A 14,936-nucleotide genomic window follows, 5' to 3' on the forward strand; every position below is an offset into this window, starting at 1 on the left:
ACCTCTCACTAGCTTGATTGCTGTTGCTTTTATTTCTTGATTTCAACCATATGGTACGCTTCGATGACATCATCAATGCGGATATCGTTGTAATCTTCGATCATCACACCACATTCGAAGCCTTTTTTAACTTCTTTGGCATCATCCTTGAATCGCTTCAAGCTTGCAAGTTTACCGTCGAAAATGACGATGTTGTCGCGGATGATACGGATGCTGCTGCTTCTTCCGATGTAGCCATCCGTTACGAACGCTCCACCGATTGTGCCGACTTTAGAAACTTTATAGGTCTCACGGATAAGTGCTTGACCGGTTACTTGCTCTTCGAATTCCGGATCCAGCATGCCCTTCATCGCTGTCTCGATTTCATCGATGGCGTTGTAGATGATACGGTGTAGACGGATATCCACATTTTCACTGTCCGCTTGGATCTTCGCTTGAGGAGTCGGACGGACGTTAAATCCGATAATGATTGCGTTGCTGGCTGCCGCCAAGGTAACATCACTCTCGTTGATTGCGCCTGCTGCCGAGTGAACAATCTTGACTCGAACACCTTCGACCTCTATTTTTTGTAAGCTCGCAGCTAACGCTTCAACTGAACCTTGCACGTCAGCCTTGATGATGACATTGACATCTTTAAGTTCTCCGTCTTTCAAGCTGGAGAACAAGTTATCCAAAGTCACGCGGTTCTGCGTTGAACGTTGTTCCATTAAGGCACGTTTCGCACGTTCTTCACCGGCTTGACGCGCTGTCTTCTCATCTTCAAAGACAACAAAGTGATCCCCTGCTTGTGGTGCTGCATTTAAACCTGTGATTTCGACAGGCATTGCAGGTCCAGCGGTTTTTACGCGTCTGCCTTGATCGTTGGTCATTACGCGTACGCGACCATGAGTATAGCCAACTACGATCGGATCGCCGATTTTCAAAGTACCTGACTGCACCAAGACGGTAGCAATCGGTCCTTTGGATTTATCCAAACGGGCTTCGATTACGGAACCGATTGCTAAACGATTTGGATTAGCTTTCAATTCTTGGACTTCAGCAACCAACAAAATCATTTCCAACAATTCATCGATCCCTTGACCAAACTTAGCTGAGATGTTGACAAAAATCGTTTCGCCGCCCCAAGCTTCCGGAACCAAACCATGGTCGGATAGTTCCTGCATAACGCGATCTGGATTTGCTGTCGGTTTGTCGATTTTATTCACGGCAACGATGATAGGAACATCAGCCGCTTTTGCGTGGCTGATAGCTTCGATTGTCTGTGGCATCACACCGTCATCAGCTGCGACAACGATGATCGTGATATCTGTTACATCCGCTCCGCGGGCACGCATCGTCGTGAAGGCCGCATGTCCTGGTGTATCCAAAAATGTGATTGGCTTACCATCGATTTTAACCTGATAAGCGCCGATATGCTGCGTGATTCCGCCTGCTTCAGTTTGGATTACGTTCGTATTGCGCAGTGAATCCAAAAGCGTCGTTTTACCGTGATCGACGTGACCCATGATAGTGACAACAGGTGGTCTTGAAACTAAGTCTTCCGGATTTTCTTCCATTTCGAAATAGCTGTCCAAATCGGAAATATCCTGAACGATTTTTTCCTCTGCTTCGATACCGTAATCAGTAGCCAACAATTCCAAGGCGTCTTTTCCTAATGCTTGGTTTTGAGTGACCATGATGCCCATCAGGAATAACTTTTTAATGATTTCGGCTGGCTCACGGTGCAGCTTTTTGGCAACTTCCATTACATTCATACCGTCTGTATAGACGAATGTTTCCGGTAACTCGCGGAATTTGCGTGGCGGTACTGCCGGTCCTTGCTTGGTCGTGCCTTTTTTGAACTTCGAGCGTTTATTTTTGTTGTAGGGATTGTTGCCTCTGCCTTGATTTCCTTGACCGCGGGGATTGGATCCACCTGAATTTTGACCGTACGATGGACGGCTTGATTTGGCTGGCGCATTGGTAGTAGTATTCGTGTTTGCAGTTTTCTGCACTGGTTTATCATTTGATTTGTTTGGCGAAACAGAGTCAACTCGATTCATTTTAGTATTTGGACGATTTTGTCCAGCTTGGCTTGTGGCTTGCGCCGGCCGATTTGTATTCTTTTCTGCAGTATTTCTTGCTTGTCCTTTATTTTCGGAACCGTTTTTTTGATTCGAAGAAGGATTCGATGGTTTATCTTTCATGTCTGTTTTTTTCCTCAGTTCACTCTTATCATTAGGTTTATGTGTTCCGGTTGCAGGCGACTTTTTGTTGTCTACTGGTTGCTTCTTCTGTGGCGCATTGGATTGCGGTGCACTAGGCTTGGCAACCTGGTTTCCAGCAGTGGAAGCGATGGATTGGTTCAACTTTTTGATGTCTCCGTCTTCCATGGTTGACATGTGGCTATGATAATCGATCCCCAATTGTTTTGCTTTATCCAACACCGTTTTGCTTGGTATCTTGTGTTCATTTGCATACTCGTAGACACGTTTTTTTTCCATGTCATCACCTTCCCTTATCTCATTACTTTGTTCCTTTCAGCCGCATGAAACTTTTGGCGAATCCTCTATCGGTCAAGGCGCAAATGGAACGGGACTTGCCTATTGCTTGACTGATTTGTTCCGAAGTGAAATGCACCTGGAACGGGACTTCATAATAGCGGCATTTGTTTTCTAATTTTTCTTTCGTGTTATCGCTGCAGTCCGTCGCACAGAGGACGAAGACTGCTTCATTTTTTTGGATGGATTTGATGGTCATTTCTTCACCTGTGATCAGTTTGCCGGCGCGCAATGCCAATCCCAGCAAATTCAACATCTTATCTTCAGGTGTCATAATAAGCTCCTTGCTTTTTGGTGTTCGACATAATCGAACAACTCTTGGTAGAACGCGTCACTGATCGCGGTCTCGAGGTGTTTGTCCAAAATGTGTTGCTTCCAAGCTTTCTGCACCAATGCAGGTTCCAGAGAGACGTAGGCTCCACGACCATTCATGCGGCCGGTAGGGTCAATGGCGACTTCACCTGCTTGGTTTTTTACGATTCGGACTAATTCTTTTTTGGGTTTCATCTCGTTGGAGACGACACATTTCCTCATCGGAACTTTTCTTGTCTTCATAAACCTTCACCTCACTGATTAGTCTTGATAGTCCTCTGCTAATTCATCATAGCTTTGTTCCGGATCTGTCTCGACTTCCGAGATCAGCTGCTCTACATCTTCAGGATCAAGGATTTTTTCATCATTTTCGTATTCTTCCGTATAATCCGTTTCGTCCGCTGGAACAGCGATATCTTCAGCGACTTCCTCAGCCGTAAATATCTTATCCAAGCCAGCGAAGGAATTGATTGCATCAGCATCTTCTTCATCTGCTGCAACTTTTTGAGCACCGGATTCCATCAATAACTTATTATACTCCGTTTCGGACTTGATATCGATTTTATAGCCTGTCAATTTAGCCGCTAAGCGCGCATTTTGACCTTTTTTACCGATTGCCAATGATAGCTGATAATCCGGAACGATGACCGTGCAACTGCCGTCCGCTTGATGGAAATCTACATTCACAACTTGTGCTGGATTCAATGCGTTTCCGATGTAGATCGACGGATCTTCATTCCATTCAACGATATCCATATTTTCTCCGCGCAATTCGTTTACGATTGCTTGGACACGCTGGCCTCTTGGCCCTACGCAGGTTCCGACAGGGTCAACGTTCTTATCGCGTGAGCGCACGGCTACTTTTGAACGGTCTCCGGCTTCACGGGCGATCGAAACGATTTCGACTACGCCGTCGAAGATTTCCGGAACTTCTTGCTCGAACAAGCGCTTCAACAAGTCGGGATGACTACGGCTGACAAAAACTTGCGGCCCTTTCGAAGTGTTTTCGACTTTTGTGATGTACACTTTGATGCGGTCGTGCGGTTGGAACGTTTCATTCGGAATCTGCTCCTGCTTAGACAATACTGCTTCAATTTTCCCAAGGCTCACATAAATATACCGGCTGTCCATTCTTTCGACGACGCCCGTCAGAATGTCATTCTCATATGCGATGAATTGATTGTAGACGATGCTGCGTTCCGCTTCACGGATACGTTGCATGATGACTTGCTTGGCTGTCTGAGCGGCAATCCGTCCAAAATCTTTAGGAGTAACCTCAAAACGGATCTTATCGCCTAATTCGTATGCTTTATTGATCTGTAGAGCATCCTCCAGACTCACTTCCAATGTCGAATCAAACACCATATCCACTACTTCTTTAACAGCGTAGACATGGATGTCCCCTTTTTTTGTATCGAATTCCACTTCAACGTTTTGGGCCTGACCATAATTACGTTTGTATGCAGACACAAGCGCAGCTTCCAACGCACTGATGACAATCTCTTTTGAAATACCTTTGTCTTTTTCCAACACTTCGAGAGCACTCAACATTTCTTTGCTCATATTATTCGTTCACTCCTATCTCAAAAAATGATTAAAATTGGATAGCCAATCTTGCGTTTGCGATCTGTTTTCTTTCGATTTCGATATCTTTTGTTCTGGTTTTGATTCTGATCGTCAATACGACGGACTCGTCATTTATTTCCTTCAACGTTCCTTCGTAGAATTTCTCACCATCAATCGCCTGATAGAAGGACAGATGCACGTATTTTCCAATGGCATTCTGCATATCTGCTTCAGTCTTTAATGGACGCTCTGCTCCTGGTGATGACACCTCCAAGAAATACGCTTGCGGAATCGGGTCCGGGTCGATGGCATCCAAAGCTCCACTGACTTTTTCGCTGATCAATGCACACTCTTCGATATCGATGCCGCCTGGTTTATCTATATAGATTCTGAGAAACCAGTTTTTCCCTTCCTTCAAAAACTCCATATCCACTAATTCTAAATTCTGTTCATCAACTATTGGTTGAACCACTACTCGAACTTCATCTACTACACGACTCACAGAAATCCTCCTTTATCAATCCTACACCACTGTCATACATTGGCTGACTGCGTAAAAAGAGTGAGCGTTTCCGCTCACTCCATCCGACGACTTATTCTCATATAATCATACACCATTGTGTCAGTAAATGCAAGGACTTCCCAATCAAATGGCTTTGGAATAGCCTTCCCCTAAAAATCAAATAAAGAAAGTTGATTTTCGTCAGGCAAGTTTTTCAACACACCATTTTCATTCATGTAATCAATGATTGTCTTCGAAACTTTCCCCCTAGTGGCCAAGTCCTCTTTGGACAGGAACGGTTGGGTTTCCCTCGCTTGAACGATTTGGTTCGCCACGTTGCCTCCTAATCCCGGGATGGCCCGGAACGGCGCAATCAGCGTATCCCCTTCGATCACGAAGTTATTGGCATGCGATTTATCGAGATCGACCATCTTGAAAGTGAAGCCGCGCTCGACCATTTCGTTCGCCAATTCCAATACGGTCAGCAAACTTTTTTCCTTGACCGAGGCTTCTAAACCTTTGTCCATGATTTCTTTCATGCGGGTCTTGATCATTTCTTTCCCTTGCGTCATCGCGACCAAATCGAAATCCTGTGCGCGCACGGAGAAGAAAGCACAGTAATAACGGATTGGCTGATGCACTTTGAAATATGCGACACGCAAAGCCATCAGAACATACGCTGCAGCATGTGCTTTCGGAAACATGTATTTGATCTTCAGGCAGGATTGGATATACCATTCAGGTATTTCTTTTGCCCGCATGTCCGCTTGCCAATCATCAGGAATCCCTTTCCCTTTACGGACACTCTCCATGATTTTAAAGGCCAGACCATCGTCCATGCCGTGATGGATCAGATATACCATGATATCATCACGACAGCCGATAACATCCGCCAGCGGGATATTATTTTCGCGGATGAGCGTTTCTGCATTGCCCAGATAGACATCCGTACCATGGGAAAGTCCCGAAATCTGAAGCAATTCCGCAAAGGTGTTCGGGCTCGTCTGCTCCAGCATTCCCCGAACAAAGCGCGTCCCGAATTCAGGTATTCCGAGTGTTCCGGTTTTACTGAATATCTGATCCGGTGTGATACCCAATACTTCGGTGCCACTGAATATCTTCATGACATCCGGATCATTTGGCGGAATCGTTTGCGGATCGATCCCGGACAAATCTTGCAGCATACGGATAACGGTCGGATCGTCATGTCCAAGTATATCCAGTTTCAGCACATTATCATGGATGGAGTGGAAATCGAAGTGGGTCGTTTTCCATTCAGAATCCTGGGCATCGGCCGGGAACTGGATAGGTGTAAAATCGTAGACATCCATATAGTCCGGAATGACGATGATGCCGCCGGGATGCTGTCCGGTCGTCCGTTTTACGCCCGTGCAGCCTTTTGCCAAGCGATCGATTTCCGCCGATGAGAATCGGAAGTTGTGATCCCGCTCGTAAGCTTTCACATAACCAAAGGCAGTCTTATCCGCTACCGTACCGATCGTCCCGGCACGGTACACATACTCCTCCCCGAAGAGCTCCTTCGTGTAGGCATGAGCCTGGGCTTGATATTCCCCCGAGAAGTTCAAGTCGATATCGGGTACTTTGTCTCCGTAGAAACCTAGGAAGGTTTCGAACGGGATGTCGTGCCCATCGCGGTCCATGTCCGCCCCGCATTTCGGACAGTCTTTCTTTTCCAGATCATAGCCGGAACCAATCGAACCATCTTCGTAGAAATAGGAATATTTACATTCCGGACAGCGGTAATGCGGAGGCAGAGGGTTAACCTCCGTTATGCCGGTCATAGTGGCTACGAAACTTGAGCCGACCGATCCCCGTGATCCTACCAAGTAACCGTCCTGATTGCTCTTCAGCACCAGTTTTTGGGAAATCAGATAGATAACTGAAAAGCCGTTGCCGATGATCGAGTTAAGCTCCTTCTCCAGCCTTTTTTCAACCAGTTCAGGAAGTTCTTCGCCATAGAGACGCTTGGCTTCGTCATAGGAAAGTCGCGTGACCTCCTCGTTCGCACCTTCCATGTTGGGCGTATACAATTGATCTTTGATCGGAACAATCACTTCCGTGCTCTCAGCAATTTTTTGAGTGTTATAAACGACTATTTCCTTGGCTTTTTCTTTGCCCAGGAAGGAGAAACTGTCCAACATCTCATCTGTCGTCCGGAAATGGACTTCCGGCATGTGCAGAACTTTCCCTTGATTCACCTTCAATGACCCAATCAATATTTCCCGGTAGATGGCGTCCTCCTTGTTCAGATAATGGACATTCCCGGTTGCGACGACCGTTTTTCCCAGTTCATCCCCGATGGCAACGATTTGGGTGATGATTTCCTCCAGATCGCTTTCATTCTTGACCAGTTCTTTCGTGATGAGCGGTGCATAAACTTCTTTCGGCATGACTTCGATGTAATCGTAGAACTTGGCTTTCTCCTTTGCTACCTCTGCCCCTTTTTGCATCATCGCCTCAAAGATTTCGCCTTCGCTGCAGGCAGAACCGATCAACAAGTTTCCCCGGATCGCTTGAAGAACGCTGCGCGGAAGGCGCGGTGTCCTGTAATAATACTCGATATTCGAAGCAGATATAATTTTGAATAGGTCCTTCAACCCATCTTGATTCTTTGCCAAAATCGTTGCATGAAAAGGTCTTGCCCGTTTGTAGGAATCGCCGCCACCAATATATTTGTTGAGTTCATCATGAAACAAGATGTTATGCTCTTCACGTGCTTCCTTCAGGAATATCCAGCAAAGTGCCCCGGTTGTTTCCGAATCATAAACCGCTCGGTGATGCTGTTCCAAGCCGACACCATAGCGTTTTGCCAACGTATTCAAACGATGGGATTTCAATTGTGGATGCAGGAAACGGGACATTTCCAAAGTATCAATCACCGGATGTGGCGCCTCTGGCATACCATGACGTTCATAACTGTTGTTCAGGAAGCCCATGTCAAAACTGGCATTGTGGGCTACAAGAATGGATCCTTCTGAGAATGCCGCGAATTCCTCTAATACCGTTTTTTCCGGTTTGGAGTCGCGCACCATGTCATCGGTTATGCCTGTCAATTGAATAGTCGTCTGCGATAACAGATGACCCGGATTGATGAACTCTTCGAATGTCTCGATGACATTTCCTTTGTACATTTTTACGGCAGCCAATTCGATGATCTTATCGTATACTGCCGACAAGCCCGTCGTTTCCACGTCGAAAACCACGTAGATTGCTTCGCTGAGATCCTCATGGACCGGATTATAGGCAATCGGAACGCCATCATCGACGACGTACGCTTCAATACCATACAAGATTTTCACGTTATTCGCTTTCCCGGCTGCATGGGCGTCAGGATAGCCTTGCGCGGCGGCATGGTCAGTCAGCGCGATGGCTTTGTGTCCCCATTTGGCTGCCTGTTTGACAAAATCACCGATGCCATTGGTGGCATCCATCTGACTCATGTTTGAGTGCAGATGCAATTCAACCCTTTTTTCGTCTTCAGGCGCACGATCTTTTCGTTCCGCATGCGCTACCTCATTCACGTCCCGGCCATTCACAACCAAGTCCCGCATGAACGTGTCTTCTTGGACACTTCCGCGAACGCGCACCCAGATGCCTTTTTTGACCAGCTCGAAATTTTGTTCATCCGTTTCGTTTGACGAGAACAGCTTCACCGAAAACGAGGAAGTGTAATCCGTCATTTTGAACACGAGCAGTTTCCGGCCGGAGCGCAGTTCCCTGATTTCGCTGTCAAAAATGTATCCTTCGATGACAACCGAACGCTCTTCTTCAGTAATCGAAGCCATCTGCTTGATTTCTTCCTTGCCGGAAATTTGTCTGCCAATCAGTAAGGGGCCGTTGTTGCCGCCCTTAGATTGTGAGCCGTCACTGCGTTGTCTGTCCTGCTGGTTTTGTTTGATGGCTTCTTCTGCTTGTTTGACCAACATTTCATCCTGCTCTTGTTTCCTTGCCAGATATTGCGCCATTCGGGCTTCCGATGCTTCCTCGTCCACTTCAATCGTGATTTGGAAACTCGGGAAACCCAAAACCAGATAATTCTGTTGGATCACCGATAAGTAGTTATCCGCTAAATGATTTTTGGTGATCTCATTTTCAACATTGATAACGACTTTGTTGTTCAGGACGACTGGAGTATGTTTGGCAAATAGCGTCTGGACCAGAGGCGAGGATATGTTGCTTCGCTGGACGACTGTTTCCCAATAATCCAAGATGCTCTCGTTCGTCAAGATCGGTTTCCTTGTTTTGATCTGAAAATCGATCGCTGCAATAGATTGGAATTTTATTTTCATATGGTTCATCAAAGCATTGAATACCTCGAAAGGCAGGACGTTGTCAAAAACGAACTGGAATGACCATAATTTGGATTTTTTATGCACGATGACCTGTTCGATTTCCCCATTTTCAAAATACGGCAGATACTCCGGCTTGTGATGCATATTTATCTGTTCCAGCATCTGCTGGAACAATTCATGTTTCGATAATGCCATTTAATCGCTCCTTCTCAACTAACAAACAAAAAGATTCAAAGAATGAGCTTTCCTTTCTTTGAATCTTCTTATTTACTTCCTATCATTGCCCAAAGAAAAATCTTTGGATATCGTTCCAAGTGACGATGACCATCAGGAGGAGCAGAAGCCCCATTCCGATAGCTGTAATGATGCCTTCCTTCTCTGGATCCAGCGGCTTTCCTCTGATGCCTTCCACTACGTTCAGCAGTAATTTCCCGCCATCCAATGCTGGAATCGGCAATAGATTCACGACACCAAGGTTGATGCTCAAGTAGGCCAAGAAACTGAGCACGCTCAGAAAGCCATAATCAACGACTTGTTCCGTTGCCGCATAGATGGCGACAGGTCCGCCGAATGAATCGGCTTGGAAGCCGGTCCTGAACATGGAGAAGACCAATCCAAAGATGGAAGTGGCTATCAACCAGAATTCTTTAAAACCGTAATTGATTTTCGCCATCACCGTGCGATCCATTGGGGGAGCGACACCAATCAGTCCGTAATCATTTCCCTGCTCATCGGTTTTCGTTTCGGGCGTGATGAGCACATCACGCGCTTTTTGATTTTCAGTCACAACTGTTAGTGTGATTTCATTGCCCGGATTAGCTTGGATTGATGCAACCAGTTCCGTCCATTCAGCGATTTCCTCGCCATTCACAGCCAAGACTTCGTCATCCTCCCGCAATCCGGCCGCTTCCGCCGGGCTGTTAGGTTGGATTTCGCCTAGGCGATTATCGTTGACCGTAACGCCGCCTTGCACGAATGCAATCGTGATGAATACCGCAATGCCCAAAATGAAATTATTCATCGGTCCAGCAAAGTTTGTCATCATCCGTTTCAGCAAGGGCGCTGATTGGTATTGCACATCGAGGGGAGCAATCTGAACCTCTGTTCCATCCGCTTCGATGATTGTGGCATCGCGTTTGACTTCATAGGTAACAGGCTCCGAACTTCCCGGAATGGTGCCCTTAATGAAGAGCGCTTGTTCCAGATCAGCTTCCAGTAATTCTATGGGAACAGCACGCAAATGCTGCTTATTGCTTAAATCTATTTGAGTGACTTGTTGTGCCTCATCAAGGGATATATTAAGCGGCATACCGGGTTTTAACTCGGTATCCTCATCCCCAATGCCTGCCATTCGCACGTATCCGCCTATAGGCAGCATCCTGATCGTATAGGTCGTTCCGTTTTTGCGATGAGAGAAGATTTTTGGTCCCATGCCGATTGCGAATTCACGAACTAAAATGCCCGCTTTTTTCGCAAAATAGAAATGGCCGAATTCATGGATGATCACTAATATGCTGAACACGATAATGAACGTTATGATTGTCTGAAACATGTAATCCCTCCCTTTCTGTATCTTGACTTACCGTTCTTAAAATATGAAATGCAGAAAAATATGGAACACAGGCATCACAAAAAGCGTGCTGTCGAAACGATCGAGCATGCCGCCATGTCCAGGCAATATCTTACCGGCATCCTTGACGCCGAAATAACGTTTGAATGCAGATTCGACCAAATCACCCATCTGCCCGCAGACCGAAAGCAGGACTGCCAACATAATCTGGAGACCCATCGATAAACCCAACGGATTGTAGTAGTGGAAAAACACGATGGCGATCAGCACTGCAGCAATTGATCCACCGACGGAGCCTTCGATTGTTTTGTTGGGGCTGATTGTTGGTGCCAATTTGTTCTTGCCAATTTTTCTTCCGATCATGTAAGCACCAATATCCGTTCCCCAGATGATGAACAGCACTAAAAGCACCATCCAAAATCCAATATCCCTTGTCTGCATGAAGTAATAGAAGCCTCTCCCGACATAAAGGGAAGTCAGAACGGAAGCAGCTGCATCGTCGAAGGTGAAATCATTTCTTGAGAACACTGTGAATACGAACAGGATCAATGCTTCCAAATAAATCAAAAGCATCGCATCGATGCCGTCTGGGATGAAATGCAGGTAGGATTCCGGCAACATCAAAAGGATGGTCGCCAAAGCGGTAATGATTCCCTCCACGCTGAAGATGGTCAACTTTTTCATCTTTAATAGTTCTTGGACGGCGATCAATCCGATTGCTGTCATAAGCAGTTGCAACGCCAGTCCCCCAATCCATAAAAATGGGATAAAAACGGCGGCAGCCACTATGCCTGTGATTACTCTTTCCTTCATGGTATCCTCCCTATATGCCGCCGAAGCGGCGATTACGATGCTGATATTCTGCTAGCGCAGCCTGCAAGCTGGCTGTTGAAAAATCAGGCCAAAATTCTTCCGTGAAGTACATTTCACTGTACGCAGCCTGCCAGAGCAAAAAATTGCTCAAACGGATTTCCCCGCTGGTACGAATCAGCAAGTCTGGATCTTGCCATTCACCAAGTCCACTTGTGAATAGGTATCCGGCGAATACGTCATCGTTAAGGTCGTCTTCTGAGAGTTTTCCCGCTGCGACATCGCGCGCAATCATTTTTGTCGCTTGAAGAATTTCTGCCCTGGAACCGTAATTCAATGCAAAATTCAGAATCAAACCGGTATTGTCTTTCGTTTTTTCAATCGCATTTTGCACGACTTTCAGCGTCTTTTCGGGCAATTGATCAATCCAACCGATAGTTGTCACTTTGATGTTGTTCTGCATCAATTCCGGCATGAACACATCAAAAAAATCGATGGGTAAACCCATTAAAAAACTGACTTCATCAGTCGGACGTTTCCAATTTTCTGTTGAAAAAGCATAGAGCGTCAATACTTTTACATTAAGGCGGCTTGCTTCTATAGCTATCCTTTTCACGGTATTCATGCCCTCTTTATGTCCGTAGACCCGCGGCATCAATTTTTTCTTTGCCCAACGGCCATTTCCGTCCATGATGATGGCGACATGGGCTGGAACGATGCCGTTTTCATCGAACGGCAATTCTGTTTTTGGATTCTCACTCTTGAATAGAGCCATGTTTTATCCCTCACTTTTTCATAACTCTCTATATTTTAACAAAAACCCGCTTGAATTCCTATGATTAACAGGAAATTATTAAATTTTTAAAATGGCCCACTATTTTGAAAAAAGCCAAGGCACAAATCATTCGAAATGATTTGTGCCTTGGCTCCTTTCCAACGGATGAAATTTTAAACGTCCAAAATTTCTTTTTCTTTGTCCGCTGTTATTTTATCGATTTCTTTGGAAGATTTATCGGTCAAGTCTTGCACTTTCTTTTCATAGGTGCGCAACTCATCTTCTGTGATTTCTTTGTTCTTTTCTGCTTTTTTCAATGCTTCGATGGCATCGCGGCGAATATTTCGGATAGAGACCTTAGCCGCTTCGTTTTCTTTGCCGACGGTTTTTGCCAACTCTTTGCGGCGCTCTGAAGTCAGTGCCGGGATCACCAAACGGATGACACTCCCGTCATTGGCTGGATTGATGCCCAGGTCGCTTTGGTAAATCGCGCGTTCGATATCACCAATACTCGATTTATCGTAAGGTGTCACCAGCAACATGCGCCCTTCAGGAATCGTGATGGAAGCCAATTGATTCACCGGCGTGTTCGTTCCGTAGTATTCCACTTCGATGCGGTCCAATAAACTCGCATTCGCGCGGCCTGCCCGAATCGAGCCAAGTTCGCGGATCAATGCAGCTTCTGTTTTTTTCATTCTGTCGGTCGCATTATCCAGGATTTCTTTAACCATGATTATTTCCCCCTAACAGTCGTTCCGATATCTTCTCCAAGTATAACACGGCGAATATTCCCTTGTCTGTTTAAGTTAAACACAACCAACGGGATGTCATTATCCATACTTAATGAGCTTGCTGTAGTATCCATTACTTGCAGTCCTTTGGAAATAACATCCAAATGAGTCAATTCAGAGAATTTTGTTGCGTTCAAGTCTTTCATCGGATCAGATGAGTAGACCCCATCAACATTGTTCTTAGCCATCAAAATAACGTCAGCATTGATTTCAGCGGCACGAAGGGCTGCTGTTGTATCAGTAGAGAAGTAAGGATTGCCGGTACCGGCAGCAAAGATCACAACGCGTCCTTTTTCAAGATGACGGACAGCACGTCTGCGGATGTAAGGTTCGGCAATTTGTCTCATTTCGATGGAAGTCTGAACACGGGTCGGAACGCCTGCATTCTCCAGTGCATCCTGCAAAGCCAAAGAATTCATGACAGTCGCAAGCATACCCATATAGTCGGCTTGCGCTCTCTCCATGCCCATTTCAGCGCCTGTCGTGCCGCGCCAAATATTACCGCCGCCCACAACGATAGCCATTTCTACGCCTAAGTCATGTACTTCTTTGATTTCTTTAACGATTTCTTCGATCGTCGGCGGGTTGATTCCGAAACCAGTGTTGCCCGCTAAAGCTTCACCGCTTAGTTTTAAAACAACGCGTTTGTATTTTGGTTCACTCATTCTATATTTCCCTCCGTAATTGGCTGACCCCTGATCAATCAGGCTTATGACTATGATAAAAAAGCCCCAATTAAGGGGCAATTTTCATTATTTTTTAACTTGGCTCATTACTTCTTCTGCAAAGTCTACAGAGCGTTTTTCGATACCTTCGCCTACAGCGTAGCGAACGAATGATTTAACAGTGCCGCCTTTGGAAGCAGCAAATTGTCCCACTGTTTGATCTGGATCTTTAACAAAAGGTTGATCGTTCAATGAAATTTCGCTCAAGAACTTGTTCAAACGGCCTACGATCATTTTTTCAACGATGTTGGCTGGTTTGCCTTCGTTCAATGCTTGTTCAGTCAGAACTTTCTTTTCATGCTCAAGTTCTTCTGGAGAAACTTCGTCGCGTGAAACATATTTAGGATTGATGGCAGCAATGTGCATAGAGATGTCTTTAGCAGCATCAGCATCAGCAGATCCTTCCAATAATGTCAATACAGCAATACGTCCGCCTTGGTGTAAGTATGCACCGAAAGCATCAGCATCCGTTTTTTCAACGATAGTAAAGCGACGCAAAGTAATTTTTTCACCGATTATTGTAGTAGCGCTCAAGATAACATCGTTTAATGTACCTTCAGCAGTTTCGATTGCTAAAGCAGCTTCCACAGTTTCTGGCTTGTTTTTAGCGATGATTGCTGTGATGTCGGCTACTAAGTTTTGGAATTTGTCGTTTTTCGCAACAAAATCAGTTTCTGCATTGATTTCAGCGATTACGGCTATATTTCCATCAACATATACGTTTGCAAGTCCTTCAGCAGCGATACGGTCAGCTTTTTTAGCTGCTTTAGCCATACCGTTTTCTCTTAAGTAGTCAACCGCTTTGTCCATGTCGCCATCGACTTCTACTAGAGCTCTTTTAGCATCCATCATGCCTACGCCTGTCATGTCGCGTAATTCTTTAACCATTTTTGCTGTTACTTGTGCCATTCTATGATTCCTCCTGAATATTCTTTTTCATAAAAAAAGCTGTCCCAAAGAGAATAGAAAAGATGTCGGCTGCCAAATTGGCTATATCTTTCTTCTTTTCTGAGACAGCTCGTTACTTCAAAC

12 protein-coding genes are annotated in these 14,936 nt (G+C 45.5%); all 12 read right to left on the bottom strand.

The window, feature by feature from the left end:
* Nucleotides 1-29 precede the first annotated feature (29 nt).
* Nucleotides 30-2,483 carry a translation initiation factor IF-2 gene (infB, locus tag BLV66_RS02810; protein ID WP_086984782.1) on the bottom strand — a complete coding sequence of 818 codons (2,454 nt, stop codon included), beginning with the start codon at nucleotides 2,481-2,483 and terminating at the stop codon, nucleotides 30-32.
* Between the two features lie 22 nt (nucleotides 2,484-2,505).
* Complete coding sequence (locus BLV66_RS02815) at nucleotides 2,506-2,814, bottom strand: L7Ae/L30e/S12e/Gadd45 family ribosomal protein (RefSeq protein WP_086984781.1); 309 nt, start codon at nucleotides 2,812-2,814, stop codon at nucleotides 2,506-2,508.
* Nucleotides 2,811-3,095, bottom strand: a complete 285-nt coding sequence (gene rnpM / locus BLV66_RS02820; RefSeq protein ID WP_086984780.1) for an RNase P modulator RnpM — start codon at nucleotides 3,093-3,095, stop codon at nucleotides 2,811-2,813. The genes BLV66_RS02815 and rnpM overlap by 4 nt, the downstream gene beginning before the upstream one ends.
* An 18-nt stretch (nucleotides 3,096-3,113) precedes the next feature.
* Nucleotides 3,114-4,415, bottom strand: a complete 1,302-nt coding sequence (gene nusA, locus BLV66_RS02825; RefSeq protein WP_086984779.1) for a transcription termination factor NusA — start codon at nucleotides 4,413-4,415, stop codon at nucleotides 3,114-3,116.
* Nucleotides 4,416-4,446: 31 nt separating this feature from the next.
* Entirely contained in the window at nucleotides 4,447-4,920 is a 474-nt protein-coding gene (rimP, locus tag BLV66_RS02830; RefSeq protein ID WP_086984778.1) for a ribosome maturation factor RimP, read from the bottom strand.
* 170 nt (nucleotides 4,921-5,090) lie between these two features.
* Nucleotides 5,091-9,428, bottom strand: coding sequence for a PolC-type DNA polymerase III (locus BLV66_RS02835; RefSeq protein WP_086984777.1), 4,338 nt, complete (start codon nucleotides 9,426-9,428; stop codon nucleotides 5,091-5,093).
* 82 nt (nucleotides 9,429-9,510) lie between these two features.
* Nucleotides 9,511-10,785 carry an RIP metalloprotease RseP gene (gene rseP / locus BLV66_RS02840; RefSeq protein ID WP_086984776.1) on the bottom strand — a complete coding sequence of 425 codons (1,275 nt, stop codon included), beginning with the start codon at nucleotides 10,783-10,785 and terminating at the stop codon, nucleotides 9,511-9,513.
* A gap of 36 nt (nucleotides 10,786-10,821) precedes the next feature.
* Entirely contained in the window at nucleotides 10,822-11,616 is a 795-nt protein-coding gene (locus tag BLV66_RS02845; RefSeq protein ID WP_086984775.1) for a phosphatidate cytidylyltransferase, read from the bottom strand.
* Between the two features lie 10 nt (nucleotides 11,617-11,626).
* Nucleotides 11,627-12,388: an undecaprenyl pyrophosphate synthase gene (gene uppS, locus BLV66_RS02850; protein WP_086984774.1), complete on the bottom strand. Its 762-nt coding sequence runs from the start codon at nucleotides 12,386-12,388 to the stop codon at nucleotides 11,627-11,629.
* Nucleotides 12,389-12,561: 173 nt separating this feature from the next.
* Entirely contained in the window at nucleotides 12,562-13,119 is a 558-nt protein-coding gene (gene frr, locus BLV66_RS02855) for a ribosome recycling factor (RefSeq protein ID WP_086984773.1), read from the bottom strand.
* Between the two features lie 2 nt (nucleotides 13,120-13,121).
* Nucleotides 13,122-13,844: a UMP kinase gene (gene pyrH / locus BLV66_RS02860; protein WP_086627869.1), complete on the bottom strand. Its 723-nt coding sequence runs from the start codon at nucleotides 13,842-13,844 to the stop codon at nucleotides 13,122-13,124.
* Nucleotides 13,845-13,931: 87 nt separating this feature from the next.
* A complete protein-coding gene (gene tsf / locus BLV66_RS02865) occupies nucleotides 13,932-14,813 on the bottom strand; it encodes a translation elongation factor Ts (RefSeq protein ID WP_086984772.1) in 882 nt (293 codons plus the stop codon).
* Nucleotides 14,814-14,936 lie beyond the last annotated feature (123 nt).

Origin of the sequence: Trichococcus collinsii (assembly GCF_900107505.1) — a bacterium.
Taxonomy (GTDB): Bacteria; Bacillota; Bacilli; order Lactobacillales; family Aerococcaceae; genus Trichococcus; species Trichococcus collinsii.